Origin of the sequence: Corallococcus sp. AB032C (genome assembly GCF_003668935.1) — a bacterium.
Taxonomy (GTDB): domain Bacteria; phylum Myxococcota; class Myxococcia; order Myxococcales; family Myxococcaceae; genus Corallococcus; species Corallococcus exiguus.
The window spans coordinates 23526-49876 of sequence record NZ_RAWP01000077.1 but is presented as its reverse complement, the minus strand read 5'-3'; the positions used below and the strand labels follow the sequence as shown (position 1 = coordinate 49876).

At 71.0% G+C, this 26351-nt stretch carries 22 protein-coding genes and 2 tRNA genes; 15 read left to right on the top strand and 9 right to left on the bottom strand.

Translation table 11 applies throughout. From position 1 onward, the window contains the following. Nucleotides 1-272: 272 nt before the first annotated feature. Genes D7X99_RS28600 through D7X99_RS28590 form a run of 3 tightly spaced genes read left to right on the top strand, consistent with a single transcriptional unit; the run spans nt 273 to nt 2731 of the window. Nucleotides 273-1526, top strand: a complete 1254-nt coding sequence (locus D7X99_RS28600; protein ID WP_121780560.1) for a ParB N-terminal domain-containing protein — start codon at nt 273-275, stop codon at nt 1524-1526. Nucleotides 1527-1529: 3 nt separating this feature from the next. Beyond that, nucleotides 1530-2105, top strand: a complete 576-nt coding sequence (gene pyrE / locus D7X99_RS28595) for an orotate phosphoribosyltransferase (protein WP_121780559.1) — start codon at nt 1530-1532, stop codon at nt 2103-2105. Further along, nucleotides 2102-2731, top strand: a complete 630-nt coding sequence (locus D7X99_RS28590) for a hypothetical protein (RefSeq protein ID WP_121780558.1) — start codon at nt 2102-2104, stop codon at nt 2729-2731. The genes pyrE and D7X99_RS28590 overlap by 4 nt, the downstream gene beginning before the upstream one ends. 17 nt (nt 2732-2748) lie before the next feature. Here the strand turns inward: D7X99_RS28590 and D7X99_RS28585 are convergent, their stop codons facing one another. Genes D7X99_RS28585 through nadB form a run of 3 tightly spaced genes read right to left on the bottom strand, consistent with a single transcriptional unit; the run spans nt 2749 to nt 5711 of the window. After that, a complete protein-coding gene (locus D7X99_RS28585; RefSeq protein WP_121780557.1) occupies nt 2749-3351 on the bottom strand; it encodes a TIGR00730 family Rossman fold protein in 603 nt (200 codons plus the stop codon). 2 nt (nt 3352-3353) lie between these two features. Next, the gene (locus tag D7X99_RS28580) at nt 3354-4118 is read right to left on the bottom strand and encodes a rhomboid family intramembrane serine protease (RefSeq protein ID WP_169830003.1); all 765 of its coding nucleotides are present in this window, start codon (nt 4116-4118) and stop codon (nt 3354-3356) included. Between the two features lie 6 nt (nt 4119-4124). Beyond that, complete coding sequence (nadB, locus tag D7X99_RS28575; RefSeq protein WP_121780556.1) at nt 4125-5711, bottom strand: L-aspartate oxidase; 1587 nt, start codon at nt 5709-5711, stop codon at nt 4125-4127. An 89-nt stretch (nt 5712-5800) separates the two neighbouring features. On the opposite strand from nadB, the gene D7X99_RS28570 reads away from it, so the two are divergent. From D7X99_RS28570 to D7X99_RS28515, 12 genes are all read left to right on the top strand, one after another. Next, entirely contained in the window at nt 5801-6490 is a 690-nt protein-coding gene (locus D7X99_RS28570) for a transglycosylase SLT domain-containing protein (protein ID WP_121780555.1), read from the top strand. Further along, entirely contained in the window at nt 6447-8207 is a 1761-nt protein-coding gene (locus tag D7X99_RS28565) for a tetratricopeptide repeat protein (RefSeq protein WP_121780554.1), read from the top strand. Before D7X99_RS28570 ends, D7X99_RS28565 begins: the two co-directional genes overlap by 44 nt. A gap of 11 nt (nt 8208-8218) precedes the next feature. Continuing rightward, complete coding sequence (gene pgsA / locus D7X99_RS28560) at nt 8219-8908, top strand: CDP-diacylglycerol--glycerol-3-phosphate 3-phosphatidyltransferase (RefSeq protein WP_014397631.1); 690 nt, start codon at nt 8219-8221, stop codon at nt 8906-8908. Between the two features lie 85 nt (nt 8909-8993). Next, nucleotides 8994-9068, top strand: a tRNA-Gly gene (locus tag D7X99_RS28555). A 30-nt stretch (nt 9069-9098) separates the two neighbouring features. Further along, a tRNA-Gly gene (locus D7X99_RS28550) sits at nt 9099-9173 on the top strand. 155 nt (nt 9174-9328) lie between these two features. Further along, nucleotides 9329-10108, top strand: coding sequence for an ABC transporter permease (locus D7X99_RS28545; RefSeq protein WP_120576666.1), 780 nt, complete (start codon nt 9329-9331; stop codon nt 10106-10108). Next, the gene (locus D7X99_RS28540) at nt 10105-11415 is read left to right on the top strand and encodes an ABC transporter ATP-binding protein (RefSeq protein ID WP_121780553.1); all 1311 of its coding nucleotides are present in this window, start codon (nt 10105-10107) and stop codon (nt 11413-11415) included. The genes D7X99_RS28545 and D7X99_RS28540 overlap by 4 nt, the downstream gene beginning before the upstream one ends. Further along, entirely contained in the window at nt 11412-12263 is an 852-nt protein-coding gene (locus D7X99_RS28535; RefSeq protein WP_121780552.1) for a glycosyltransferase family 2 protein, read from the top strand. Before D7X99_RS28540 ends, D7X99_RS28535 begins: the two co-directional genes overlap by 4 nt. Then, entirely contained in the window at nt 12260-13681 is a 1422-nt protein-coding gene (locus D7X99_RS28530; protein WP_121780551.1) for a glycosyltransferase family 2 protein, read from the top strand. Before D7X99_RS28535 ends, D7X99_RS28530 begins: the two co-directional genes overlap by 4 nt. Before the next feature lie 4 nt (nt 13682-13685). Continuing rightward, nucleotides 13686-15872, top strand: a complete 2187-nt coding sequence (locus tag D7X99_RS28525; RefSeq protein WP_158627086.1) for a glycosyltransferase — start codon at nt 13686-13688, stop codon at nt 15870-15872. 150 nt (nt 15873-16022) lie between these two features. Further along, on the top strand, nt 16023-19631 hold the full coding sequence (locus D7X99_RS28520) for a class I SAM-dependent methyltransferase (protein WP_121780549.1): 3609 nt from the start codon (nt 16023-16025) through the stop codon (nt 19629-19631). An 18-nt stretch (nt 19632-19649) separates the two neighbouring features. Further along, nucleotides 19650-20522 carry a bifunctional 2-polyprenyl-6-hydroxyphenol methylase/3-demethylubiquinol 3-O-methyltransferase UbiG gene (locus D7X99_RS28515; protein ID WP_121780548.1) on the top strand — a complete coding sequence of 291 codons (873 nt, stop codon included), beginning with the start codon at nt 19650-19652 and terminating at the stop codon, nt 20520-20522. 4 nt (nt 20523-20526) lie between these two features. Here D7X99_RS28515 and D7X99_RS28510 read toward each other — a convergent pair whose 3' ends face one another. From D7X99_RS28510 to D7X99_RS28485, 6 genes are all read right to left on the bottom strand, one after another. Then, nucleotides 20527-21924, bottom strand: a complete 1398-nt coding sequence (locus tag D7X99_RS28510) for a DUF2142 domain-containing protein (RefSeq protein ID WP_121780547.1) — start codon at nt 21922-21924, stop codon at nt 20527-20529. 26 nt (nt 21925-21950) lie between these two features. Then, entirely contained in the window at nt 21951-22361 is a 411-nt protein-coding gene (locus tag D7X99_RS28505; RefSeq protein ID WP_121780562.1) for a DUF2304 domain-containing protein, read from the bottom strand. 5 nt (nt 22362-22366) lie between these two features. Then, nucleotides 22367-23065, bottom strand: coding sequence for a glycosyltransferase family 2 protein (locus D7X99_RS28500; RefSeq protein ID WP_121780546.1), 699 nt, complete (start codon nt 23063-23065; stop codon nt 22367-22369). Between the two features lie 59 nt (nt 23066-23124). After that, nucleotides 23125-24036, bottom strand: coding sequence for a bifunctional 2-polyprenyl-6-hydroxyphenol methylase/3-demethylubiquinol 3-O-methyltransferase UbiG (locus tag D7X99_RS28495; RefSeq protein WP_121780545.1), 912 nt, complete (start codon nt 24034-24036; stop codon nt 23125-23127). Between the two features lie 64 nt (nt 24037-24100). Next, a complete protein-coding gene (locus tag D7X99_RS28490) occupies nt 24101-24640 on the bottom strand; it encodes a hypothetical protein (RefSeq protein ID WP_121780544.1) in 540 nt (179 codons plus the stop codon). After that, nucleotides 24630-26276, bottom strand: coding sequence for a glycosyltransferase (locus D7X99_RS28485; protein ID WP_120576676.1), 1647 nt, complete (start codon nt 26274-26276; stop codon nt 24630-24632). Before D7X99_RS28485 ends, D7X99_RS28490 begins: the two co-directional genes overlap by 11 nt. Nucleotides 26277-26351 lie beyond the last annotated feature (75 nt).

Sequence of the window (26351 nt, the reverse complement as noted above, 5' to 3'; positions counted from 1 at the left end):
GCCCCCGCCTCCCGCCGCGACCACGACCCGGGCTCCGGAGCCTCCGCGTCCGGCAGTCACTGAGCAGGCGAGCAGTGCCGGCGCGCCCCTTTCCCGCGTGATGGGTGCTGGCGCGAAGAAGAAGGTCGTGGTGAAGAAGTCCCGTTAGAGCCCGCCCGCCGCGCCGTCGTTTCCGGCGGCGCGCGGGTGGAACAACCGGGGGTGCCACCATGGACGCCGAGCACAGGGCCGAGGGACAGGAAGGGATGCCGGGCACACCTGGAGAGAATGCGATGCCGTCCCAGCAGGAGGGAGCGGCTGACGCGTCCGCGCCGAAGCAAGGCGAGGGCGCGAGTGGAGACGTGACGCCGGAAGGTGCCCCCCAGGCCGAAGCGGGTGGGGCGCAGACCGACCTGCCCGGAGAGGGTGGGCAGGCCACCGCGAGCGCGACCGAGGCCAGCACGGCCGCCGGAGCCTCCAGTGAGCCGGAGGCACGCACCGAGGGCGACGAGTCGCCGGGCCGCACCGGGGAAGAGGCTCCCTCCGGGGACGCCGTGACGTCGGGTGGAGAAACCGTCCACGCTGGCGAACCGGAAGGCTCCGGCGCGACCGTGCAGGGCGAGGGCACCAGCACCCCGGCGGACGCGGAGGCCTCTGTGGGCCCCGGCCGCTACGTGGAGCTGTCCTCGGGCGAGAGCGTCCAGGAGGCCTCCGCCACGGGCAGCGACGGTGGCGGGGAGGCGAAGGACGTGGTGGCGGAGCCGAGCTCCGGTCCGGTGTCGGGCGCGGACGACGCGCTCCTGAGCGCCGGCATCTGGGACGTGGCGAGCCGTGCGAGCCAGGAGGACGCGGGCTCCGGCGAAGGTTTGGAACAAGGCGCCAACGACGGCGCGGCGACTTCGGATGGGGAGCCCCACGCGCAGGCCATTGAGCCGCGCGTGATGGGACAGGTGACGGCGATGGTGCTGCCGCTGGAGCGACTGGAGGAGGACACCACCTTCCGCCTGCGGGACGAAGGGGACGTGTCCGAATTGGCGACGGACCTGGCGCGGCTGGGCCAGCTGTTCCCGGTGGACGTGCGCCCGCGCGGCGAGGAGCACTACCAGCTCATCTGCGGCTTCCGGCGCGTGGCGGCGCTGCGCTTCCTCAAGCGCGACCAGGTCCAGGTGCGCGTGCACGAGGAGCTGTCCGACGAGGACGCGCTCCTGTTGTCCCTGGCGGAGGCCATCCACGCCTCGCCGGTGGAGCACGACGTGCTGGAGGCCAAGCGCGAGTCGCTGGAGGCCGAAGGCCGGCTGACGGCGCCGGTTCGCGACATGCTGGAGAAGGCGCTCGCCACCGAGGAGACGCTGGCTCCGGAGGGCGTCGAGGAGGAGATCGACGCGGACGAGCTGGCGGTGGACGTCGCGCAGCGCATGGGTGCCCTCAACCAGGACCTCTCGCTGCTCGCGGACGTGTTCGCCGCGCTGGACGAATCGCGCAAGGCGGAACTGCTGATGCAGCTGCGCTACTCGGCGCAGCTGGTGACGTACCTGGAGGGTCTCTAGGCCATGGCGGAAACGCTCGAACGCGACCGCGCCCGGCTCCTGGAGGTGCTCACGCAGCGCTCCTTCGAGCGCAGGCGCGTGGTGCTCTCCTCCGGCAAGGAGTCGGACTTCTACATCGACTGCAAGCGCACGGCGCTGCTCGCCGAGGGCCACTACCTCATCGGCCGGCTGTTCCTGGAGGCCATCCGGCGCGACGCTCCGTCGGCGGTGGCCGCGGGCGGGCTGACGCTGGGCGCGGATCCGCTCGCGTCGGCGGTGAGCCTGACCAGCTTCCTGGAGGGCGGCGGCCAGAAGCCCCTGCACGCGTTCATCGTGCGCAAGGAGCCCAAGGGCCACGGCACCGGCCAGTGGATTGAAGGCCTGTCCGCGCTGGGCCCCGGCGCCCCTGTGGCCATCGTGGAGGACGTGGTGACGACGGGCGCGTCCACGATCAAGGCGATTGAGCGCGCGAAGCTGGAGGGCCTGACGGTGCTGGGCGCCTTCGCGCTGGTGGATCGGCTGGAGGGCGGACGCGAGGCCGTGGAGTCCGCCGGCCACCGCCTCACCACGCTGTTCACGCGCAAGGACTTCATCCCGTGAGAAGGCTGCTGTTGGCCGCGGTGCTGCTGGGCGTGCTGGGCGGCTGCTCCACCTCGCCCCCCATCGTCGGAGAGCCCGCGCCCACGCTGGATGACCCGAAGCAGGAGTCCGCCTACATGGCGGTGTTGGACCGGTACTCGGACCGCAAGGAGATCTACGACGGCTTCGACACGCGCGTCTTCGCGGGGGCCACGTTCCAGACGCCTGCGTTCCGCGAGGCCCGCATCCACCGCCGCGCCATCTTCCAGACGCTGCCCGCGGCGAAGGTGGAGCAGCTGCTGGCGGAGGAACTGGCCGACGCGGCGAAGTTCCACGAGTTCTTCCTGGCGGTGCACGTCAACGACTACCGCTACGACGACTTCGCCCACCGAAACAGCATCTGGCGGATCGCGCTGGTGACGCCCGGGGGCGAAATCACGCCCATGGAGATCCGCCGCCTGGGCCGGGCGGACCTCAACGTGCGCGCCTACTACCCCTACGCCAGCCTCTTCTGGGTGGGCTACCGCGTGCGCTTCCCCAAGACGTTCTCGGACGGGCAGCCCGTCATCCCCGAGGGCACCGAGCAGGTGATGCTCCGCGTCGCCTCGTCGCTGGGGAACGCGGAGCTGAAGGTCCACGCGCGCTGAACGCGGCGGGACGGCCGTCAGGTCTGCTGGCCGTCCTTCAGCCACTTCGACGTGAGCGGCATCGTGGGCCCCGCGAGCAGGCGGTCCAGGAGCGCGTCCGGCGAGGCATTCACCGCGAAGGGCACGCCCTGTGTCTCCGGGACGAAGCCCGCCTCCACCATCTGCTTCGCCATCGCGAGCAGCGGCTGGAAGAAGCCGTCCACGTCCAGGAGGCCCATGGGCTTCCGGTGCAGGCCCAGCTGCGCCCAGGTGACGATTTCGAAGAGCTCGTCCAGCGTGCCGAAGCCGCCGGGCAGGGCGACGAAGGCGTCCGAGCGCTCGGCCATCAACGCCTTGCGCGAGTGCATGGAGTCCACCCGGTGCAGTTCCGTCAGCCGCGGGTGGGCCAACTCCTTCGCGTCCATGAAGTGGGGGAGCACGCCCACGGTCTTGCCGCCGTTGGCGATGACCGCGTCCGCCACCGCGCCCATCAGCCCCACGCTGGCGCCGCCGTAGACGAGCGTCAGGCCCCGCTTCGCCAGCGCGGCCCCCATCCTGGAAGCGGCCTCGCGGTACTCGGCGCGCACGCCGGAGCGCGAGCCACAGAAGACGCAGACGCTGCGCACGGTGGGTTCAGCCATCGTCAAAGGCCTCCAAGGCGCCCGGGATGGGCGGCGACCACGGCCAGCGCCGCGGCGATGAACAGCAGGACGGGAATGGCGCGCGAGTAGACCTTCGGGCCCATGCGCAGCGCCATGCCGCACGGCAGGCCGAAGACGAAGCCGCCCAGGTGCCCCGCCCAGCTCACCCCGGGCAGCAGGCTGATGACCGCCACCTGCACGAGCCAGAACATGTGATCCCGGCGGCCCTGCTGGTTGAGGATGGGCAGCATCGCGCCGCCCCAGCCGAGGATCATTCCGGACGCGCCCACCGTCACGATGTCGAAGTTGAAGAAGAGCGCGAACGCGGAGCCGCCCAGCGCGGTGACGAGCGACAGGCCCAGGAACCTCAGGCTTCCGATGCCGCGCTCCAGCGACGCGCCCAGCGAATAGACGGCGAGCATGTTGAAGAGCAGGTGCATCGCGCCGCCGTGCTCGAACACCATGCCGAGCAGGCGCCAGTACTCGCCCGCCTGCACCCACGGCCCGTAGAGCGCCAGCGGCCCCACGATGCCGTAGTTCGTCCCGTCGATGATCAGCGGCCGGCCCAGGGACCGACTGAGGACGAACATCCCCACCGCGCCCGCGATGATGGCGAAGCTGACGTAGGGCGTGGGCAGCGCGGGCCGGGGCTGTTGGGGCCCCGGGGGCGGTCCGTCCCCGCCCTGTCCACGTGGCGCAGGGGCCTGCTCATCTCCCAGCCCGGAGGGGCCGGGGAGGTCATCCAGCATGCGGCGCGGACGGGACATGGGTTCTCACAGCTCCCGCGAAAGGACGGTGTCGCGCGTGCCCTGATGCTCGTCCGTGTGGGGGTAGTCCAAGGTGTAGTGCAGGCCCCGGCTCTCCTTGCGGCGGCTGGCGCAGTCCACGATGAGGTGCGCCACCTCCGCGATGTTGCGCAGCTCGATGACGTCGCGGGTGACCTTGAATCGCCAGTAGTAGTCGCGGATCTCCTCGCGCAAGAGCTCCAGCCGCCGCCGCGCGCGCATCAGCCGCTTGTCCGTGCGGACGATGCCCACGTAGTTCCACATCAGCCGGCGGATCTCATCCCAGTTGTGGGTGACGACCACGCTCTCGTCGGAGTCCACCGCGCTGCCGGAGTCCCAGGCTGGAGGGTCCTCCTTCGGCAGCGTCAGCGAGGACAGCTCCTCCGAGGCCACCTGCACCGCGCGGTGGCCGTACACCAGGCCCTCCAGCAGCGAGTTGGACGCGAGCCGGTTCGCGCCGTGCAGGCCGGTGCAGGACACCTCGCCGATGGCGTAGAGGCCCGGGATGTTGGTGCGCCCGTGCAGGTCCGTCACCACGCCGCCGCACTGGTAGTGGGCCGCGGGCACCACGGGGATGGGCTGCACCGCCATGTCGATGTTGAAGGCCTTGCAGGTGGCGTAGATGTTGGGGAAGCGCTCGGTGAGGTACGCGCGGCCCAGGTGCGTCATGTCCAGGTAGACGCAGTCATTGCCCGTGCGCTTGAGCTCCGCGTCGATGGCGCGCGCCACCACGTCGCGCGGGGCCAGGTCCCGCATGGGGTGGTAGCGGTCCATGAACGTCTGGCCGCCCTTGAGCCGCAGCTTTCCGCCCTCGCCGCGCAGCGCTTCGCTGATGAGGAAGCTCTTGGCCTCCGGGTGGAAGAGGCACGTGGGGTGGAACTGGTAGAACTCCATGTTCGCCACGCGCGCGCCCGCGCGGTACGCCATGGCCACGCCGTCGCCCGTCGCGACGTCCGGGTTGGACGTGTAGAGGTACACCTTGCCCGCGCCGCCCGTGGCCAGCACCGTCACCTTGGAGAGGAAGCGCTCGATGGAGCCGTCCTCCATCAGCGCGTACGTGCCCAGGCACCGGCTGCCGGCCGAGGTGTGCGGACGCCGGTCCAGGATGAGGTCGATGGCGGCCGTGTTCTGGAAGAAGGTGATGTTGGGCTGCGCGTCGCACGCGGCCAGCAGCGCGCGCTGCACCTCGCGGCCGGTGATGTCGCCCGCGTGGATGATCCGGCGGGCGGAATGGCCGCCCTCGCGCGTGAGGTCGAACTCTCCGCCGCGCTGGTCGAACGCCGCGCCCAGCGCCACCAGCTCCTTGAGGCGCGCGGGCCCCTCCCGCACCGTCACCTCCACCGCGTCGCGGTGGCACAGGCCCGCGCCCGCCACGAGCGTGTCCTCGATGTGCGAATCGAAGGTGTCCGTGGGGGAAAGTACCCCGGCGATGCCCCCCTGGGCGTAGGCGGTGTTGCCTTCGCCGCGCTCGCGCTTGGTGAGCACGGCGACCGTGCCGTGCCGTGCCGCCTGGAGGGCGAACGACAGTCCGGCCACGCCGCCGCCCATGACCAGAAAATCAAACCGATGGGGCATGGCCAACAGGCTTAATGGCGGTAAGTGCTGGAAACAAGGCGTTTTCTTGAGGACTTTCCGGGCGTTGTCTAAGGTTTCGCACCGCCGCCATGCGTGTCCTGACCGCCCTCGTCGTCCTGTTGACCGCCGCCCTGCCGGCCGCTGCCTCGGACGGCATCTACAGCTACGTGGAGAAGGACGGCACCATCGTCTACACGAACGTGCCGCCCGGAGGCGCGCGCAAGGCCCGCAAGCTGTCCGGGACCTTCACGCCCGCGCCGGCCAAGTCCGCTCCCGTGCGGGGCCGCTCGCGGACGCCCACGGAGCTGGATCCGCACATCACCACCGCGGCGCTGCGCTACCGCATCCCGCCGGCGCTGGTGCGCGCCATCATGCACACGGAGAGCAACTTCAACCCGAACGCGCTCAGCCACAAGGGCGCCAGCGGGCTGATGCAGCTCATGCCGGGCACCGCGTCGGACATGTACGTGAAGGACATCTTCGACTCGAAGGACAACATCGAGGGCGGCGTGCGCTACCTGCGCGTGCTGGCCAACATGTTCGACGGCGACATGGTGAAGATGGTCGCCGCCTACAACGCTGGACCGGACGCGGTGAAGAAGTACGGAGGCCAGGTGCCGCCGTACGCCGAGACGCAGGATTACGTGCGCAAGGTCCTCCAGCTCTACCAACACTACAAGGAGCGCGAGCGGCTCGCCCAGGCCGAGGCCAGCAGCCGTGAGCCCACACCCGAGAATGACGACGCGCACGAAGGGGACGAAGCCACCGGGCCCCGCTGACGAGGAGTTCCTGCAGCAGCTCCATCGCGGGAGCGAGCTGCTGGGCGCCGGCAAGGTCACCGAAGCGAAGGACTTCCTGGAGCGTGCGCACCAGCTCCAGCCGCGCCATGAGAAGGCCCAGAACCTCCTGGGCCTGACGTATTTCAAGCTGGGCCTCTTCGACCGCGCCGCCGACCTGTACGAGATGCTCGTGCGGGACAACCCGGTGGACCCGACGCTGCGCGTGAACCTGGGGCTCGTCTACTTGAAGACGAACGCGCTCCAGCGAGCGGCGCGCGAGTTCGAGACCGCGACCGACCTGGCTCCGGATCACAAGAAGGCCCACAACTACCTGGGCCTGACCTTCGCTCAGATGGGCGAGTACGGCCGCGCGCGCGAGCACTTCCTCCTGTCTGGCAGCGACGCCATGGCGGAGAAGATGTCGCGCGCCATCGCCGGGGAGGTCTACAGCCGTCCTCCCTCCGCCCCCATGCCGGCCCGTCCGCGCGAGGAGGAAGAGGAGACCGCCGCGCCGCCTGCGTCCAGCTCCGGCGAGAGTGACTGGGGTGCCCAGTTCGGTCTGGATGAGGCGCCGCGCAGTCCTCGCACCGCCGCCGCGCCGCCGCCCCAGGTCGCCGCGAAGCCGCCGGACGACGACATGCGCTTCGCGGAGGACGAGGGCCCTCCTGCTCCCACGGATGACCACGCCTTCACCTCGCACGCCGGGACCCAGGCCCAGGAGGACGAGGACCCCAGCCTGGCCGCGGGCGAGAGCCTCTTTGACGAAGACGCGGAGCTCGCCGCCACCACGGACGCGGACACCTCCGGTGACGACGTCGAGGTCGCCGACGAGCTGCCCCCCACGCCGGTGTCGGAGGAGATCGAGGTCTCCGAGGAGCCGCCCGTCCTCGCGTCCGACCTGGAGTCGGAGCCCGGCGACGCCTTCGCGGAGACCTTCGCCGCGCTGGCCACGAGCGAGCCGCCCCCGGCGACCCGGTCTGCCGAGCCGCTCCAGCTGACCCGGTCCATCGGGTCGCTTCAGGTGACCCACTCCGCCGAACCGCCTTCCTCGCCTGATGCCGGAACGGGCGTGAGTCCGCCGGTGCTCACCGCGTGGGTGCCCTCGGTGGCGCTGCCGGGCGCGGTGCCGGGCCAGTCCTTCACCCAGAGTGCGTCCGCGATGGCGCTCGCGGTGGAAGGCGAGCTGCTCACGCGCCTGGAGGGGCTGATCGCCGTGCGCGGGCAGGTCACCTTCGAGCCGGAGATGAAGCGCTTCCGGGGCCGGGCCACGGACAAGCCCTTTGGCGAGGGCGACCAGTCCATGGTGCGCGCCCGGGGGCAGGGGACGCTGCACCTGGAGCCCGTGTCCGGGCGGCAGTGGGTGGCCATCTCCCTGGATGACGAGTCCGTCTACCTGCGCGACGCGTGCGTCTTCGCCTTCGAGGAGCCCGTCGTCTTCGAGAACGGCCGCGTGCCGTCGGACCTGGCCCAGGACCTGGACCTGGTGCACCTGCGCGGGCAGGGGCGGGTGCTGCTCAGCCTGACGGGCCCGCTGCGCTCGGTGCCGGTGGCCATGGACCAGCCAGTGACGGTGCCCCTCACGCACCTGGTGGGCTGGGTGGGCAACCTCACGCCCCGCGTGGTGCCGCTCGTGACATCCGCTGGCGGGGAGACACTGAAGGCGGCGGTGGATCTGGGCGGTGAAGGATTTGCCCTCATCGCACTCGGGGTCCGGTAGAACGCGCGCCCATGGCCACCGAGCGAGCCCTCAGGAAGCAGCGCAAGCGCGAGGAGCGGGCCCGCCGCCGCGCGTCCCGCCGTCCCAGCATCCTGGTGCAGGAGTTCTGGAACCTGCCCAACATGCTGACGCTGGGGCGCATCCTCCTCATCCCCGTGTTCGTCTGGCTCACCTACGACGCGGACCCCCTGCACTCGCTGCTGGCCGGCCTGGTGTTCGCCGTGGCCGCCATCACCGACGTGATTGACGGTTACCTGGCGCGCCGCTGGAACCTCATCACCGTCGTCGGCAAGTTCATGGATCCGCTGGCGGACAAGCTCATCGCCATGGCCGCCCTGGTGATGATGGTGCGCCTGGGCCGCATCGCCGCCTGGGTCGTCATCGTGCTGCTGGCCCGCGAGTTCATCGTCACCGGCCTGCGCACCATCGCCGCCAGTGAAGGCATGGTCATCGCCGCGGGGCAGGAGGGGAAGTGGAAGACGTCCCTCCAGTTGGTGGGGATCATCTCCCTGTGCGTCCACTACGTGCACCCGCTGGACGTGGGCTTCCGCGTCGTCACGGTGGACTACAACCAGGTGGGCAAGGTGCTGGTGTACCTGTCGGGTGCGTTCTCCGTGTGGAGCGCCGTCGTCTACTTCCGCGCGTTCCTCAACATGCTCGCCCGCCGGGGCAGCACGGATCCGGATGCGAAAAGTGTTTGACGTGCCCGAAGGGCCTCTGTATATCGCACCCCACCTCCGGCGCGGCACCGACCGGCGGGTGGCAAGCAGCACAGCGGCACCTGATGCGGGAATAGCTCAGCGGTAGAGCATCGCCTTGCCAAGGCGAGGGTCGAGGGTTCAAATCCCTTTTCCCGCTCCAAACGAAGCACGCAGCACTGCAGTCCCTGATGCGGGAATAGCTCAGCGGTAGAGCATCGCCTTGCCAAGGCGAGGGTCGAGGGTTCAAATCCCTTTTCCCGCTCCAATCAAAGGCCCTCTGGGAAACCAGGGGGCCTTTTTCTTTTCCAAGATGGCCTCTCCGAGGGCGCGCGAGGGCTGCCGGCCAGACGGGCTTTCGCGCGGATGGCTGGAGTCCCATGCCTGACACCTTCCGGGGGCATGAGGTATGGATGGCGCCGCATGCTTCGCAACCTCCGTGAGCTCTACCAGTACCGGGGCCTCCTGCTCAGCCTGACCCAGCGCGAGCTGAAGGCGCGGTACCGGAACTCGGTGCTCGGCTTCTTCTGGACGTTCCTCAACCCGATGCTCCAGATGGGCGTCTACTCGCTGCTCTTCACCGTCTACATGCGGCAGAAGATCCCCGGGTACACGTTCTTCGTCTTCATAGGTCTGCTCCCGTGGATCTGGTTCTCCACGTCGCTGGGGACCGGGGCCAGCGCCATCAGCGACCGGCGCGACCTGCTCACCAAGGTGCGCTTCCCCGCGCAGGTGCTGCCGGCCACGGTGGTGGTGACCAACCTGTGCAACTACGTGCTGTCCCTGCCGCTGATGGTCGCGCTGGGGCTGCTCTTGGGCTACGTGCCCAGCTGGCACGTGGTGGCGTTCCCGGTGGTGCTGCTCACGCAGCTGTGCATGACGGTGGCGCTGGTCTACATCGTGTCCGCGCTCAACGTGACGTTCCGGGACCTGCAGCAGATCATCGCGAACCTGCTGACGATGTGGTTCTTCGTCACGCCGGTGTTCTACCGGGTGGACTCGCTGCCGGAGGCGGCCCGGGGGCCGATCGTGCTGCTCAACCCCATGGCGGTGATGGTGACGTCGTACCAGGCCATCTTCTACGAACACCAGCTGCCGCAGCCCGGACCGCTCCTGATGTGGATGGGCATCTCCGCTGCGCTGCTGTGGGTGGCGGCGGGCATCTTCGAGCGCCGTCGCGAGGACTTCGCGGAGTTCATATGACCACCGCCATTGCGTCTCCGGACGCCATCGTGCTCCGCAACGTGGTGAAGAGCTTCCGGAAGAGCACCATCCGGCGCGAGTACACCACCATCAAGTCGGAGCTCATCCGCCTCCTGCGTGGCCAGCGCGACACGGACGGCAAGTCCATGATCGAAGCGCTCCGGGGCATTGACCTGGTGGTGCCCCGCGGCAAGACGGTGGGCATCATCGGGCGCAACGGCTCCGGCAAGAGCACGCTGCTCAAGCTCATCTCCGGCATCTACACGCCGACCACGGGCACCATCGACATCAACGGGCGCATCAGCGCGCTGTTGGACCTGGGCGCGGGCTTCCACCCGGACTTCTCCGGCCGGGAGAACATCCTCATCAACGGCATCATCCTGGGGATGTCGCGCGCGGAGGTGAAGGAGCGGATGGAGGAGATCATCTCCTTCAGCGAGCTGGGCGACTTCATCGACGAGCCGGTGCGCACCTACTCCAGCGGCATGTACATGCGCCTGGCGTTCTCCGTGGCCACGCACGTGGATCCGGACATCCTCATCATCGACGAGATCCTCGCCGTCGGTGACGAGCACTTCGGCAAGAAGAGCCTGGCGAAGATGACGGAGTTCAAGCGGGCCGGGAAGACCATCGTCATCGTCACCCACGACCTGGGGACGCTGGAGCGTTGGTGCGACCTGGGCGCGTGGATCGACGCCGGGCGCATCCGCGAGTTCGGTCCGCCCGCGGACGTCATCCGCAGCTACCGTCGCGCGGTGGCGCTGGCGGAGGAGCGCGGCATGTCCATGGAGGCGCCCGCGCTGGCGTCGGACGGCGGTGCGCTGCCGTCGCTGGCGGCGCCCCAGGCCGAACCGTCTCCGCTCACCGTGGACGCGGTGCGGCTGCTGGGCCGGGACGGCGCGGCGGTGGAGTCCGTGGACACCGAGGATGGCCTGGAGCTGAGCGTGGCGTACACCGCGCGCACGCCCGCGCCGGAGCTGGGCCTGGGGCTCGAGCTCTCCCGGGCGGACGGGGTGCTGGTGCACGCCACGGACACGTTCGCGGAGGAGGTGCCCTTCTGCGCGGCGGCGGCCGGCAGCGGGACGGTGCGCTTCGTGGTGGACCGGCTGGGCCTCACCGCGGGGCGCTACGCGTTCACGGTGGTGGTGCGCGACAGGGCAGGGCAGGTGCGGGAGAAGCGCGAGGCGGCGTGCGCCTTCGAGGTGCGCTCCGGCGTGCGGGACGGAGGCCTGACGCGGCCTCCGCACCGGTGGATCGTGGAGGGCGCCGCGGCTCGCGTGGCGCCAGTGCGAGACGTCGGATCGTGAGCGGCCCTGCTTCGGCGAACGGGGGGGGGCCGGGCATCTGGCTGGGCATCGTGCTTTACCGGAACCCGGAGCGGGAGCTGGAGCGACTGTGGGAGTCGCTCCGGTGGAACCGCGAGGCCCCGGGTGCGCCCGCGTTCCGGGTCGTCTGGATGGACAACTCGCCGGACGACACGCTGCGCGCGCGGGTGGAGCGGCTGGACGCGGACGCGGACTACCGTCACGCCGGGAGGAACCTGGGCTTCGGCGCCGCGCACAATCGGCTGATGACGGAGGCCTTCGGCTCGGGTGGGGCGCGGTACTACGTCTGCGTGAACCCGGATGGGCTCCTGCATCCGGACTGCGTGCGGGAGCTGGCGCGGGTGGCGGATCAACGGGGGGACACGGGGCTGGTGGAGGCCCGGCTGTTCCCGGACGAGCACCCCAAGCCGTACCATCCGGCGACGGGCGAGACGCCCTGGTGCAGCGGCTGCGTGCTGCTGGTGACGAAGAAGCTGCACGCGACGGTGGGCGGCTTCGACGAGCGCTTCTTCATGTACTGCGAGGACGTGGACCTGTCGTGGCGGGCGAGGGCCTCCGGGCTGTCCATCCGGGTGGCGCCCTCCGCGCTGGTTCACCACTACACCGTCACCCGGGAGGAGAGCCCGGTGCGCGAGCGGATGGTCCGCCGCAGCGCGGCCCTGCTCGGGGCGAAGTACGGTGACGCGGCCTTCACGAACGCCCGCCTGCGGGAGTACGCGCAGCTGGGCGGCGAGCCGTTCCAGGCGCCCGACATCCTCAAGCCCGGGCGGCGGCTCGCGGGCATCGCGGACTTCAGGCACCATCTGGAGTTCGCTCGGAGGCGCTGGTGAACGCTCTGTCCGAAGAGGCGCCTCCGTCCGCCGCGTCCGCGCGGTGGATGGAGCTGGTGCTGTCGCGTGCGCACGCGGGCGCGGCGGTGTGCCTGGTGGGCGCGTCGCCTGCGCTGGCGGAGGCCCTGCGGGCTCGGGGCGGCTCCGTGCGGGAGCTGTCCGGGCCGGAGTGGAAGCGGGGCAAGGGACCCGCGCCGACGCTCGTGGTGCTGGAGGGCGACGCGGTCGAGCGGGTGCTGGAGGAAGGGCTGGAGGCGCTGCGGCGCGAGGCTCCGGGAGCGGAGCTGGTGTTCAGCCTGCGCAACGCCGGTTCGGCGCGGGCGCTGATGGGCGCGCTGACGGGAGAGGCGCCGGTGCGCGCGGGGCTCTCCGAACAGCGGATGCTGCGGCGGCTGGCCGATGCGGGCTACCGCGTGGCGCACCGTGAGGTGGTGCCGTGCGCGTCCGGGGGCACGGCGCTGGCGGAGGACACTGCGCAGGCGCTTCGGGCGCTGCTGGCCCAGCTGTCGCCGTCCACGCAGGTGGAGGAGGGGCTCTACGTCGCGGTGCCGGACGGGCCCGTGCGCGCGCCGGTGGCGGGGCTGCTCAGCGTCGTCGTCATGGTGGAGCCGGGGACTCGAAACGCGGCGCTCGACGAGGCCCTCTTCGCGCTGGCCTGTCAGGAGCAGCAGCCGTTGGAGTTGCTGCTCGCGGCGCCCGAGGGCGTGGACTTGTCCGCCGCGGAGGCGGCGCTGGAGCGCTACGGCAGGTTGGGGTCGTTCCAGGCGCGCACCGTGCGCGCGCCCTCGGGGGCTCTGTACGCGGAGGCCGTGCGTGAGGCCCGAGGACAGTACCTGGCGTTGGTGGATGCACGGTGTGTGGTGTACCCGCGTCACTTCGTGGAGTTGGTGCGCGCGCTCCAGACGGGCCGCGAGGCCTGGGCGTTGGCGCGGGCGTTCCGCACCGAGTGGGCGTCCGATGAGGGGACCCCGCCGTACGTGCGCGCGAAGGTGCCGTTCCCGCTGGGTGAGCGGCTGGAGGTGGAGCACCTGGTGATCCACCCGGAGCTCGTCCACGCGATGGTGATCGACCGGAGTCGCATCGGGCCCTTCCCGGTGGCGATGGAGTCGGGACTCGGGGACCTGCCCGCGCGGCTGGGGGCGCTGTTTCCTCCGGTGTTCCTGGGCGGCATCGCCTCGTGTGAGGTACGCGGTCCGCGCGAGCCGCCGGCCGTCGCCGTGGCTCCGGGGACCTGGTTGGTGCGCCCGCTGGATGCCTGGGTGGATGTCGTGGCGCGGATCCGCGAAGAGACGCTCCAGGCCCGGGAGTTCCGCCACCGGGTGGTGGACATGCTGAATGCCCGCGTCCACGGCATCCCCTGGGTCCACGGCACGCTCAAGGCCCTGGCGAACCGGCTCAAATCCGGCAGCGGACGCTGAGACGATGGGCACCGCCGACAGTGATGGCCCTCGTGGTTCGCGGGAGACGCATCCGCCGCGCGATATCTTCGTCGAGGTGCTGGGCTTCGATGTTCCGCGGTCGCACCGCGCGCGCTGGGGCCCGGTCATCACCGCCGCCAAACGTTTGGGGACGCGGGGGCTTTCGCCCTTGCAGCGGTGGGTGCTGGACCGCCAGTTGCGCTTCGACCTGCGGCTGAGGGCGTTGATCCGGCAGCCGGACCGGACGCTGCCGGAGCTGGCCCGCGAGGAACTCGCGCGACTCGCGGATCCGCGGCCCGTGGGCTTGGTGGGCCGGTGGCTTCCCTCCGTGCCTGGGCTGGAGGCACAGCGGGCCTGGAACCTCGCGGTCGTGGCCCTGCTATCCAGACCTGGATGGCCCCTCCGGACCGAAGGCGCCGCCGAGGCACTGGACGCGCTGGAGGCCCGCTGCGACGTGCTGTCGCAAGAGGCCGGCGCGGTGGGCCTGCCCTTGTGGCGTGAGCTGTGGCGGCGGCAGGTCGCCTTCAATCACGCGACCATCCGCTTGTTGCGGCACCTCCTGGGCGCGGCCCGTCCCGCCGTGCTTCTGCCCGCGCCGGTGGGGTACACGCGCGACGCCCTGGAGCAGGAGGCCCACGAGGTCCACGACGCGACCGCCGCGCTGGCACGGTTGGAGCGCCGGCCGCTGATCAGCCTGGTCACGCCCGCCTGGGAGACGCCGGTGGACGTCCTCCTCGCATGCGTCGCGTCCGTGCGCACGCAGGTGTATCCGCACTGGGAACTGTGCATCGTCGACGACGGATCACGCTCGGCGGCGGTGGCGGACACGCTGCGAGAGGCCGCGGCCGGCGACGCGCGGATCCGCTTCGAACGGCTGGGGTCGAACCAGGGCATCGCCCGCGCGACCAACGCCGCGCTCGCACTGGCCACCGGCGACTACGTGGGCTTCCTCGACCACGACGACCTGCTGGCGCCACACGCGCTGGCCGAGGTCGCGCTGCGGCTGGGTGAAGCGCCGGACACGGACGTCGTCTATTCGGACGAGGACAAGGTGGACGCGCAGGGGCTGCGCTTCGCGCCCTACCTGAAGCCCGCGCTGTCTCCGGAGTTGCTGCGCGCGGTGAACTACGTGTGCCACTTCCTCGTGGTGCGTGCATCGCTGCTGCGCGAGGTGGGAGGCATCCGCCCGGGCTTCGAGGGAGCGCAGGACCACGACCTGCTGCTGCGCCTGATGGAGCGCACGCGGCGCTTCGAGCACATCCCCCGCGTGCTCTACCACTGGAGGACGCTGCCCGGCTCCACGGCCACGGACGCCAGCGCGAAGCCCGCGGCCTCCGAAGCGGGACGCAGGGCCGTGGCGGAGCATCTGGCGCGAATGGGAGAGGGTGGCTCGGCGGAGACGGTCTCGCCAGGGCTGTACCGGATCCGCCACCCGCTCGTAGGCCGTCCCCGGGTGTCCGTGCTGCTGTCGGAAGCGCCCACCGAGGCCGAGCTCGCGGCGCTCCTCGCCTTCACGGACGACCTGGACGTGGAGGTCCGCGTCCCTGTCTTGTCTCCAGGCGATTCCTCCACCGGCAACTCCATCCGCGTCCAGGTGGACGCGGCCGCGACTCCGGGCGCCGTGGCGAACCAGTTGCTGCGCGAGGCCCGGGGCGAGCTGATCCTCGTCCTGGAGGCAGGCACGCTCCCGACCGGACCGGGGTGGCTGAGGGAGCTCGCGTCGCAGGCTGCGCGCCCCGGCGTCGGCGTGGTGGGCGCGCGCATCGTCTCTCCCTGGGGGCTGGTGCTGGAGGCCGGGCTGCGCTTCGACGCAGAGGGCCGGGTGCTGCGTCCCTTCGCGGGGCTGTTCGATCCCACGCTCGGCGCATTCGGTGGTTCGCATTGGCCGCGCGACGTGCGCGCCGTCTCCAGCGCCTGCGCGATGATCCGCCGCGAGGTCCTGGAGTCGCTCGGAGGTTGGGACGCGGCCTTCACCTCCGACGAGGCCCGCGGCGTGGACCTGTGCCTGCGCGCGAGCGAAGCCGGGCTGCGCGTCCTCTACGCACCCCATGCGCGACTCGTACGCACCCGCTCCCGGGACGACGCACCCGAGGTCTCCCACGACGCCGACCGGCTCCGTGAAGCGTGGGCCCGCGCGGGACGGACCGACCCCACCGGACATCCGCGCCTCGGCTTTCTCCAGACACCGTAGAAATGAACAGTGAACGCGCCTCCTCCCATGGGGAGCGGGCGGGCTGCCAGCCTTGACGCTCCCGGAGGGGGGTGACATGGAGGACATCCGCCAAGGAGAGGGGGGCGTGCCTTGCCTGCAGCGAGGGTCGGCCTTCCGGACGCCACCAACATGCATCCACAGCTCAATCCCCTGGAACACCCCCTCTGCCTCACGCAGCCCCTGCGGCTGCTGGCCTCCTCTGCCTGGGTGGAGCACGTCCCGTTCGCGATGTTCCTGGTGGACCTGCTGCGTCCCTCGACGCTGGTGGAGCTGGGTGCGCACACTGGCGTGTCCTACTCCGCGTTCTGCCAGGCGGTGGACGCGCTGAAGCTGGAGACGCGCTGCCACGCGGTGGACACCTGGCAGGGCGACCCGCACGCGGGCTTCTACGGGGCGGACGTGCTCGCGGACCTGCGCGCGCACCATGACCCGCTCTACAGCCGGTTCTCCCAGCTGCACCAGATGACCTTCGACGAGGCCTTGAGCCAGTTCGCGGACGGCTCCATCGACCTGCTCCACATCGACGGCTGCCACGAATACGCGCAGGTGAAGGCGGACTTCGAGCACTGGCGCCCCAAGATGAGCGCGCGCGGCGTCATCCTCTTCCACGACACCCATGTGCACGAGCGCAACTTCGGCGTCTGGCAGCTGTGGGAGGAGCTCCGGGGCCAGCATCCCTCCTTCGAGTTCGAGCACGGCTTCGGTCTGGGCGTGCTCGCCGTGGGCCCGGAGCAGCCGGAAGGGATGCTCGCGCTGACGAGCACCCGGGACGCGGAGCGCGAACACGTGCGGCAGGCCTTCGCCACGCTGGGCGGGCGACTGACGCTCCTGCTGCACCGGCAGCACCTGCGCGACGCCTACGGCCAGAAGGAACAGCAGGCCGCGGACCACGCGCGCCAGGCGCAGCAGCTCCAGGCGGAGCTGGACGCCGCCCGTGAAGCGGCGCGCGACACCGCCAGCACCCTGCGCGAGTTCGAAGGCCGGCTCGCGCGGCAGGGCCTGGCCCAGCGGATGCTCCAGGAGGAGCTGGGCCGCAAGAACGCCCGTATCTACGAACTGGATGCGCACGTGTCGCGCCAGGGCTCGGAGCTGGCGCACATCAACGGCAGCCTCGCGTGGAAGGCCATCAACCGCTACTGGGCCATGCGCGAGCGCGTGCTGCCCCCCGGCACGAAGCGCGGCCACCTCTACCAGAGGAGCAAGGGCACGCTGCACAAGGTGGGCGCGAAGCTGATCAAGCTGCCCGCGAAGCAGGGCGCGCTCAAGGCACTGCGCGCCGCCAAGGCCGCACTCAAGCCGGCCGCGCCCACCGCCTCCATCGCCGCGGTCGTGGCCCCGAGCGCGCCGCTCGCGCCTCCGGCTCCGTGGACCGCGCCGCTGACGCAGCTCTCCCAGGCCAGCCTGGGCCGGCGCATCCTGATCATCGCGGAGCTGTCGCTGCCCCAGTGCAAGCGCTACCGCGTGGATCAGAAGGTCGCCATGTTCCACCGGCTCGGGTACGACGTCACCGTCCTGCGCTGGAACGACCACGAGGAGTGCAAGGCCGCGCTCCAGTTCCACGGCCTGGTCATCTACTACCGGGTGCCCGCGTTCCCTGGCGTGGAGGAGCTGCTGGCGGAAACGAAGCGCCTGGGCGTCCCGCACTTCTTCGACGTCGACGACCTCATCTTCGACGTGGAGGAGTACCAGAAGAACACCAACGTGCAGCGGCTGCCGGAGAACGAGCGCGAGCTCCTGCTCAACGGCGCGAAGCTCTACCGCAAGGCGCTCAGCCTGTGTGAGCACGCCATCGCCAGCACGCCCACCATCGCGGAGCAGATGGCCCGCGTCATCTCCGGCAAGGTCTACGTCGTCGAGAACTGCCTGGACGACGGCATCCTGGAGCTGGCCCGGGAGATGGAAGCGCGCCCGCCCGCGGTGGACGCGGACACGGTCACCATCGGCTACGGCAGCGGCACCCGCACGCACGACGCCGACTTCGCCATCGCCGCGGACGCCATCCTCGCGGTGATGGAGCGCCACCCGAACGTGCGCCTGGCCATCCACGGCTTCCTGGAGCTGCCGGCGGGCTTCGAGCGCTACTCCGACCGCGTCTTCCGCATCCCGTTCCTGGACGCGGACGACTACCTGCGCGCGCTCGCGTCCTGGCAGATCTCCATCGCGCCGCTGGAGACGACGGTCTTCAACGACGCCAAGAGCAACATCAAGTTCATCGAAGCGTCCATCTTCCGCGTGCCCGCGGTGTGCTCCGGCTCCGGGCCGTTCCGGGAGATCATCGACCACGGCCGCAACGGCTTCGTCGCCACCACCCGTGAGGAGTGGGAGTCCGGGCTGTCCGCGCTGGTGCTGGACGCGTCACTGCGCAAGCGCATGGGCGAGGAGGCCCACCGCAGCGTGATGGCGCGCTACCACCCGGCGGTGGTGGCCACGGAGCGGCTTCAGCCCATCCTCCAGCACCTGCCGCCCGCGCCGCCTCCGCGCCTGAAGGTGCTGGAAGCCAACATCCTCTTCGCGCCCTTGAGCTTCGGTGGGGCGACCGTTGTCACGGAGCAGCTGGCGCACCAGCTGAAGGCGGAGGGCTGCGACGTCACCGTGTTCACCGGCATCCTCAACTCGCCGCTGCCCGCCTATTCGGTGGTGCGCTACGAGGCGCTGGGCCTGCCGGTCATCGCCACCCAGGTGCCGGCCCTCACCGACCGCGCCCAGGAGTACCAGAACCCGCGCATGGGGGAGACCTTCACCCAGGTGCTCAAGGCGGTGCGCCCGGACGTGGTGCACTTCCACTCCATCCAGCTCCTGAGCTCCGCGCTCGCCACGGCGTGCGCCGCGGAGGGCATCCCGTACACCATCACCGTGCATGACGCGTGGTGGCTGTGCGAGCGGCAGTTCATGGTCCGCGAGGACGCCACGTACTGCGGACAGAAGGGCATCGACCTGCGCGTGTGCACCAAGTGCGTGCCGGACTCGCGCTTCACCTTCAAGCGCACGTTCGCCCTGCGCAAGGTGCTGGACGGCGCGGCCCTGCTGATGGCGCCCAGCGAGTTCCAGCGCCAGCTCTACATCGCCAACGGCGTCGCGCCGGAGCGCATCGTCGTGAACAAGAACGGCGTGCTGCTGCCGGGCCGTGCGCGCGCCCCGCGCCCCGCGAACGCCCCTGTGCGCTTCGCCTACCTGGGCGGCCACGCGGTGCACAAAGGGTACTTCTGGCTCAAGGACATCCTGGAGTCGGTGCCGGAGTCCGGCTGGGTCCTGAAGATGACCGACATCCAGCTGCGCATGGGGTCGGCCTCCATCGACGCGAAGGAGTGGAAGGTGAAGGGGCAGGTGGAGGTGGTGCCTCCGTATGATCAGGACGGGATGGACGCCTTCTTCGACGGGGTGGACGTGCTGCTGATGCCCTCGCAGTGCAAGGAGAGCTTCGGCCTGACGGTGCGCGAGGCCATGGCCCGCGACGTGTGGGTGGTCACCACGGCGTCAGGCGGCGTCAGCGAGGACATCGTGGAGGGCATCAACGGCAACGTCGTGGACATGACGGACGCCGACGGCTTCCGCCGCGTGCTGCGCGACCTGGTGGCCCACCCGGAGCGTCTGTCGCGCGCACCGAGCTCCCAGCGCACCACCGTGCGCGACTACGAGACCCAGGCCAAGGAGCTCCACGGGCTCCTGTCCGGCCTGGTGAATCCGCCTGCCCGAAGCACGCCTCTCAAGGAAGCCAACACCGCGGCGACCCAACGCTGAACCCACCGGAGACGACCCATGCGTTTGTCCCAGCTCAAGGCCCTGATTCCTCCCGCGATCAAGACCGCCGTGCGCTCCCAGCTCCACACGGGGCTGACGCGCACGGAGAACCAGTTGGCATCGCTGCGGTCGCGCTGGTCGCCGCCGGTCCCCGTGGAGCTGTCACCGTCGGTCGTCGAGGCGCCGCCACCGCCGGCCCCCACGCTTCCGCCCATCACCCGGCAGCTCATCGCGGCCCAGTACCTGCGCGGTGAAGGCCTGGAGATTGGTGCCCTGTCCAATCCCACGCAGCTGCCCGCGGGAGTCCGGGTCCGCTATGTGGACGTGGCGCCCATCGATGTGCTGCGCGCCCGTTTCCCGGAGGTGGCGGACCTCATCGTCACGCCGGACATCGTGGACAACGGCGAGGAGCTGGGCACGGTGGCGCCGGAGTCACAGGACTTCGTCATCGCCAACCACGTGCTGGAGCACTGCGAAGATCCCATTGGCACGCTGAAGAACTTCATCCGGGTCCTGCGGCCCGGAGGCATCCTCTTCATGGCCATCCCGGACAAGCGCTTCACCTTCGACCTGCCCCGGGCGCTCACCTCCGCGGCGCACGTCGTGGAGGACCACCTCAAGGGGCCGGAGGTCTCCCGGCGCGCCCACTACGACGAGTGGCTGCGCGTCATCGACCGGAAGGAGGGCGAGGAGCTGGCCCGCCTGACGGAGGACTTCATCCGGAACGGCACCAACATCCACTTCCACGTGTGGACCTTCAACGAGATGTTCGAGCTGTTCTCCGCGGCCCGCGACCAGCTGGGCCTGCCCTTCGACATCAAGCTGGCCTTCCTGGATCCGCCGTGTCTGGAAGTGGTGTGGGTCCTGGAAGTGAAGAAGCCCCAGGCCTGAGGCCCTACGCCGGGCCGTAGTAGCGCTGGTACACCGTGGTGAGCGTCACCGCCGCGGTGAGCAGGATGAAGCAGGCGATGAGCACCGGCTTGAAGCGCGTCAGCGTGCGCGGTGCCCAGGCGGGCGGGGCCAGCGCCACCACCAGCAGCGGCGTGTAGGGCAGCAGGTAGCGGCCCTGCACTCCGTCCACGTGGTTCGCGCCCGGCGCCGTCCACGCCAGGTACAGCATGGCCTGGATGGCCAGCACGCCCGCCACCGCCACCCCCAGCGCCACCGCGCGCTCGCGCCAGCCCACCTTCGGCGCGGACCCGTCGGCGTCCAGCGCCATCACTCCCAGGAGCAACGCGGCCAGGGCGAAGAGGGCAGGGCGGGGCACCGGCGTGTCCAGCCAGCCCAGCACGCCGCCGCCCTGGTGCAGGAAGTCCGGCAGCCGCCTCCAGAAGTCGCTCACCAGGACACCCAGCACCTGGAAGGGGTGCGCGCGGATGTGGGCCACCTGCGCCACCACCTCGCTGGGGCGGAAGATGTCCCGCACGGTGGAGGACCACGCGAACTGGAGCAGCGCGGGCACGGCGACGATGGCGGCCAGGGCCAGGGCGTAGCGGCCGCGCGTCCCCAGTCGGGTGAGCGGCAGCAGCAGGAACACCAGCGACAGCGGAAGGTAGGCCTGCTTGCACAGCGCCACGAACACCGCGCTCGCCAGCAGCAGCCCCAGCTGCTTCGCGCCCAGCGGCCCCGGGTGCGCGAAGGTGTAGTGCAGCGACAGCGCCACCAGCAGCAGGCACGCAGACATCGTGATGGGGTCCGCGGACACCGACGCGCGCTGGAAGAGCACCATGGGCGTGAGCGCCAGCAGCGCGAAGGCCCACCGCTGGAAGGGCATCAGCCGCAGCGCCAGCGCGGTGAGCAACAGCGCCACCAGCACGTTGCCCAGCCGGCCCGCCCATAGCACCGCCACCGGGGACGCCTCCAACAGCCGCGCGGGCACCATGCCCAACGACTGCGGGAAGTAGACCAGCGGGAAGTAGATGGCGGACGCGGCGAAGCGCCACTCCTGGGTGTCCTGGGGCGCCAGCGCCGCGTGCATCGCGTCGCTCAGGCGCTGCCGGTCCTGGCGCACCTCGGGATGGCCGCCCACGCCGTCGGACACCTCCTGCGCCACCCGCACGATGCTGCGCGGGAGCTGCCCGCCCGCGTCCCCCACCGGGATGCGCGTGGCCGTCAGCTGTCCCTCGGAGACCTGGTATGCGCGGTAGAAGTGCGCGGGCTCGTCCGCCACCTGGAACGGCGGGGTGAGGAAGCTCAGCACCGCGCCCAACACGGCGGCCACGACGAGGAAGGCCACGACGGGCGCGATGAAGAACGGACGCAGCGGGGACGGGGGCGGTGAAGACGGAAGCATGGAGAAGGGGTGGGCCCGGTGGGCCCTCAGACGGCGTGCGAGTCGCGATGGGCGGCGACGGCGGGGGAGATGACTTCAGGACGGGGCTGCGCACGCGCGGCGCGCTCGGCCTCCGCGGAGGTGAGCAGGGCGACCTCCTGGGCCAGCCGCTTGAGCTGCTGGCGCTGGTCGGCCACCTGGAGGCTCAGCCGGTACACCAGCCACATGAGGCACGTCAGGGCGATGAAGAAGAGGGCGGACGGGGCGTAGTAGATGCCCATGGCCGTCGCCAGCGCGTCGATGCCCTGGCGCCACAGCGACAGGCCCGCGATGGCCACCGCCACCAGCAGCCACGCGAAGGTGTGCCGCTCGCTGGTGCGCCGACCCCGGGCCGACCACAGGACGCTGAAGGCGAAGGCGGCCGCGAAGGCCACGCCGATGAGGCTGGAGCGAAGCATGGGCATCAGACGGGACGGACCCGCTCCATGAGCAGGGCGAAGGACACCTTCGCCATGTAGAAGGCCGACTTCCACGGCGTCAGCGAGCTGGTGCCGGTGAGGCGCGGACGCATGCGCACCGGCACCTCCGCGATGGCGAAGCCCTGCCGCGCCGCCATCAGCACGCTCTCCGGCTCCGGGTAGTCATGCGGGTGGACGCGCGCGAAGAAGCGGATCGCCTGCGGACCGAAGCCCCGGAAGCCGGAGGTGGGGTCGGTGATGCGGTGGTGGCTCAGCGTGGACAGCAGGCCCGCGAGGAACTGGTTGCCGAAGCGGCGCAGCCACGTGGAGCGGAAGCTGGTGACGCCCGCGAAGCGGCTGCCGATGACCAGCTCCACGCCCGACTGGAGCGCCTCGCGCAGCGCGGGCACGGACGCCGGATCATGCTGCCCGTCGCCGTCCATGCGGATGACGTGCTCGTACCCGTTGCGGGACGCGAACAGCAGGCCGCTGGCCTCGCCCGCGGCGACGCCCAGGTTGAACGGATGGCTGAGCACCCTCGCTCCGCAGTCCCGCGCGCGCTGCGCCGTGGCGTCGCGTGAGCCGTCGTCCACGACGAGCACGTCGAACTCCGGCAGCGCCTCGCGCAGCTCCGCCACCGTCGAGCCGATGCACTCCTCTTCGTTGAAGGCCAGCAACACGATGAGGCCCTGTCGGGTGTCCATTCAGCCCCCTCCTGCGTCTTCCGGGCTTCTATCGTTTCCCGGCCCACACGAACAACTCGCTACGCCCGGTTCCCGCTCACGCGCGCGATGAAGATACCCGCGTCCTCCAGGCTCAGGCCCCGGGCCACCGCGCCCAGGCCCTGGCCCGCCAGGGAGACGAGCGGCCGGGGGAGCTTCCGCAGGGCGTGCGCCCGGTCCGCCAGGCTGTCGGCTTCGAAGTCCAGGTCCCCGAAGGCGTCCACGCGCTCCAGGCCCACGCGCGGGAGCAGGGCCTCCATGGAGTCGTGGGTGAAGTAGCTCTCGTGCGGAGGAAAGGTGCCGGCCTGGTAGAGCTGCTCCAGCAGCCCCGGCGAGGCCACGCCGGCCATGGCACGGGAGACGCGGTAGAGCAGGCCGCTGGCCACCGGCACCTTCAACACCACCCACTCCAGCTCGGGCGCCAGCTGGGTGACGAGGTGGCGCACCATGTCCGTCAGGTGCGCACCCGGGAAGTGCTCCACGACGTCCAGTAGCGTGAGGATGCGCGGACGGAAGGGCAGGTCCTGGAGGGGCAGGTGCCACTGTCCGCCCTCCGGAAGGGGCAGGCGCATGGCGGGGATGCCCGCGTCGCGCATCAGGTTGACGGACAGCTCGGAGATGTCCGCGCCGGCCAGCTCCTGGACGCCCGCCTCGCGGCAGCCCTCCAGGAACCAGCCCCGGCCCGCGCCGAAGTCCAGGAGCCGCGTGGGCTGGGGGATGTGGCGGCGCAGGCGCTCGACGATGCCCCGGGCCTGGCGTTGGCGCGTGACGCGCAGCGAGTCCATGAAGCCGCCGCTGTCGTATTGCGCGTGGTAGTCGGCGGTGTTGCGCGGCGCGCGGTGGGTCGCCACGCGGTGGCCACAGCTCGCGCAGGTCTCCACGTCCAGCCGGGGTCCCTGGAAGGACGGTCGGAGCGAGGACGAAGCGCAGGCGGGGCAGGAGGGGGCGGACATAGGGGGCGGCACCCTACCGCTTCCGCGCGTCCCCCGTCACGTGTCCGCCAGGGTTCCAGGCCGGCTAGCGGCCCCGTCGCCGCGAGGGCCCACGGCGCGGCGGTTCCTGCGTGGGCTCTTGCGACGGCTCCGGCGACGGCTTCTGCGAAGGCTCCGACGTCGCGGCAGGCTGGCGCGACGTCAACTGCTCCAACTGGCGCTCCACCTCCTGGCGCCACAGGGACTGCGTGCGCGCCTGGACACGCTGGTGCTCGTGGATGAGCGCGAGCGCGTCCAGGATGGCCTCGTTGAACTCCACCTGCCGCCGGAGCGCCTCGTTGATGAAGGGCTGGAACGCCAGACGGAAGGCGCGCTTGGCCATCACCAGCGCGGGCCCCACCACGGGCCGGTGGGACGAAGGCGGGTCCGCGTAGCGCGCGTCGCGCTTCAGCCGCGCGCCCTCCAGGAACGGGGGCCACGCGGGGCTGGTGGCCGGGCCCTGGGTGGCGGCGAGGCGTCTGCGCAGCGCCTCCACCTTCTCGGGCTCGGGCGTGGGCAGCCGCTCCAGGGACTCCAGCACCGCCTTCACGGTGGGGTCGCCGGTGATGAGGTCTTCAGCGCGCATGCGGGCGTCCTCCCACGTCCAGCTCCCTTGCCAGCTCCGCCGCCAGCGACGTCAGGTCGCCCCCCGGGGTGAGCTCCCACAGCCTCTTTCCCAGGACCTGTTTGACGCCCGCGTCCGGCGCGCGGCGAGGCTCCCAGATGCCCGCGACGCGCGAGTCCGGCGGCAGCCGCGACACCGTGCGCCGGGCCACCTCCTCACCAGCACCCGCGAACAGCAACGGCCCCGGGGCGCACCGCACGCCCGTCTCCAGCGACGACGACGGCGGGCTGACCCCGTCCAACCCGAAGCACGGCTCGTCCGGCGTGAAGCGCCGCACCCGTGTCACGCCGTCGCGCTCATCGCTCGGGGCCAGCTGCAGGGGCAGCACCTGACGGCGCACCGTCCACAGGCTCGCGTCCGGCAGCCGGTCCACCACCGCGCGCGCCAGCTGGGACATGGGCGCATCCGGCGCGGCGTCGAAGCCCGGGCACACCACGGTGACGGCGGGCGCGGCGGGCGGACGGGCCGGGGGCGCATCCCCCTGGAGGAAGGGCATGAGCGCCTCGCGCACGCGCTGGGCCACGGACTGCTGGTCCAGGGACGCCAGTCGCTGGCGCTGCGCCTCCACCACCCGCGAGCGCAGGGCGGGGTCTCGCTCCAGCACCGCCAGCAGCCCCGCCACCTGCGCGGGGTCGTCCGACAGGGTGGTGAGGCCCGCGCCGCCCATGGTCTCCGGCACCGCCGCGGCTCCATAGGCCACCACCGGAACGCCCCGGTACATGGCCTCCAGGAGCGGCACGCCGAAGCCCTCGTGGCGGCTCATGGAGAGGTACGCGGTGGCGGAGGCGAAGCACGCGGACAGCTGCGCGGCGTCCACGCGGCCCAGGAACACCACGCGATCCGGGCCCAGTTGCTCGCGCAGCGCCAGCACGGACGCGTCATAGGGCGCGCTGCTGTAGAGCGTCCCCGCGACCAGCAGCCGGCTCTTGGGCTGGTACAGGCGCTGGTAGGCGGTGAAGACGCGCAGCACGTCCTCCAACCGCTTGCTGGGCACCGTGCGGCCCACGAAGAGCACGTTGGCGCACCCGTCCTCCACCTGCTCGCGCAGGGCCGTGTCTGGCGGCACGTTGAACGCGTTCCAGTCCACCGCGAAGGGCAGGACGCTCGCGTCCGGATAGCCGGCGGCGGACAGCTCCTCCACGCTGAAGTGCGAGTACGCCCAGGCGTGCGTCACGTGCTCGCGCAGCTGGAGCAGCTCCTCGCGCGCCAGCATGCAGCCGCGGGCGACGTGGCGGTCGGTGCCCTCGAAGAACCGCTCGGGCGTGACGTTGTGGTACAGCAGCGCCTTGCGGCCCTTCGCCTTGGCCACCAGCGGCACCAGCCGCGACTCGAAGCTGTGGTGGACGAGCAGCGCGGTGTCCCGGCCCGCGTCGCGCGCGTAGTCGAGGGCGGGGCGCACCTCGTCGCGACACGCCTCGTCCCACTGCTCGGCGTAGATCTCCGACGCGTATCCCCATCCGCGCAGGAGGTTTCGCAGGTAGCGCACCTGGTTGCCCACGGCGTCGCCCCAGGCCAGCCGCGGCACGAGCTGGTGGATTGCTCCGGCGCTCGAGGACGCGGTCCCTCGCTTGCTGTTCCAGAGGCTCACGTTGGGCATGGCATTTACCCCTGGCCCGGACCGGCCACAAGTGGTCGCGCGCTTGCCTTGACGGGGATCCTTCCCTCCGCTACG

Coding starts and splice junctions, on each gene's coding strand:
- D7X99_RS28490 (WP_121780544.1), bottom strand. CDS start 24,640: ATGCGCGCTGAAGACCTCATCACCGGCGACCCCACCGTGAAGGCGGTG.
- D7X99_RS28515 (WP_121780548.1), top strand. CDS start 19,650: ATGCGTTTGTCCCAGCTCAAGGCCCTGATTCCTCCCGCGATCAAGACC.
- D7X99_RS28505 (WP_121780562.1), bottom strand. CDS start 22,361: ATGCTTCGCTCCAGCCTCATCGGCGTGGCCTTCGCGGCCGCCTTCGCC.
- D7X99_RS28600 (WP_121780560.1), top strand. CDS start 273: ATGCCGTCCCAGCAGGAGGGAGCGGCTGACGCGTCCGCGCCGAAGCAA.
- D7X99_RS28525 (WP_158627086.1), top strand. CDS start 13,686: ATGGGCACCGCCGACAGTGATGGCCCTCGTGGTTCGCGGGAGACGCAT.
- pyrE (WP_121780559.1), top strand. CDS start 1,530: ATGGCGGAAACGCTCGAACGCGACCGCGCCCGGCTCCTGGAGGTGCTC.
- D7X99_RS28510 (WP_121780547.1), bottom strand. CDS start 21,924: ATGCTTCCGTCTTCACCGCCCCCGTCCCCGCTGCGTCCGTTCTTCATC.
- D7X99_RS28545 (WP_120576666.1), top strand. CDS start 9,329: ATGCTTCGCAACCTCCGTGAGCTCTACCAGTACCGGGGCCTCCTGCTC.
- D7X99_RS28540 (WP_121780553.1), top strand. CDS start 10,105: ATGACCACCGCCATTGCGTCTCCGGACGCCATCGTGCTCCGCAACGTG.
- D7X99_RS28585 (WP_121780557.1), bottom strand. CDS start 3,351: ATGGCTGAACCCACCGTGCGCAGCGTCTGCGTCTTCTGTGGCTCGCGC.
- D7X99_RS28570 (WP_121780555.1), top strand. CDS start 5,801: ATGCGTGTCCTGACCGCCCTCGTCGTCCTGTTGACCGCCGCCCTGCCG.
- D7X99_RS28565 (WP_121780554.1), top strand. CDS start 6,447: ATGACGACGCGCACGAAGGGGACGAAGCCACCGGGCCCCGCTGACGAG.
- D7X99_RS28485 (WP_120576676.1), bottom strand. CDS start 26,276: ATGCCCAACGTGAGCCTCTGGAACAGCAAGCGAGGGACCGCGTCCTCG.
- D7X99_RS28500 (WP_121780546.1), bottom strand. CDS start 23,065: ATGGACACCCGACAGGGCCTCATCGTGTTGCTGGCCTTCAACGAAGAG.
- nadB (WP_121780556.1), bottom strand. CDS start 5,711: ATGCCCCATCGGTTTGATTTTCTGGTCATGGGCGGCGGCGTGGCCGGA.
- D7X99_RS28495 (WP_121780545.1), bottom strand. CDS start 24,036: ATGTCCGCCCCCTCCTGCCCCGCCTGCGCTTCGTCCTCGCTCCGACCG.
- D7X99_RS28580 (WP_169830003.1), bottom strand. CDS start 4,118: ATGTCCCGTCCGCGCCGCATGCTGGATGACCTCCCCGGCCCCTCCGGG.
- pgsA (WP_014397631.1), top strand. CDS start 8,219: ATGGCCACCGAGCGAGCCCTCAGGAAGCAGCGCAAGCGCGAGGAGCGG.
- D7X99_RS28520 (WP_121780549.1), top strand. CDS start 16,023: ATGCATCCACAGCTCAATCCCCTGGAACACCCCCTCTGCCTCACGCAG.